Source organism: Pseudomonas sp. 2822-15, assembly GCF_002742515.1.
GTDB lineage: Bacteria > Pseudomonadota > Gammaproteobacteria > Pseudomonadales > Pseudomonadaceae > Aquipseudomonas > Aquipseudomonas salomonii.
This window is the reverse complement of the sequence record NZ_LJRY01000349.1, coordinates 1-230: the sequence shown is the minus strand read 5'-3', so window position 1 is coordinate 230 and position 230 is coordinate 1. Positions and strand designations below refer to the sequence as shown.

Below are 230 nucleotides of genomic sequence, written 5' to 3'. Positions count from 1 at the left end.
CTCTAGCTAAAAAGGGATTAAACTTACATCTATCTGTTATATTGAGTGCAACTAAATAATTTTCCAGATCGTTTAATTCTGCAATCCCTTCTTGAAGAAGCGTATTTTCCTTAGGGAATTGTTCGAAATACTCAGTGTTATTAATATTTGAAGTCAATAACTTCTTTATTTTTTTTATTATTGAAAGATCAACACCTTTATCTTTAATCTCTTCACATACTGCTTCTACA

Annotated in this window: 1 protein-coding gene; it reads right to left on the bottom strand. The window is 29.1% G+C overall.

The genetic code is table 11. From position 1 onward, the window contains the following. Positions 1–230, bottom strand: a 230-nt coding sequence (locus tag AOA59_RS32530) for a hypothetical protein (RefSeq protein WP_218212234.1), incomplete at both ends; no start/stop codon positions are given.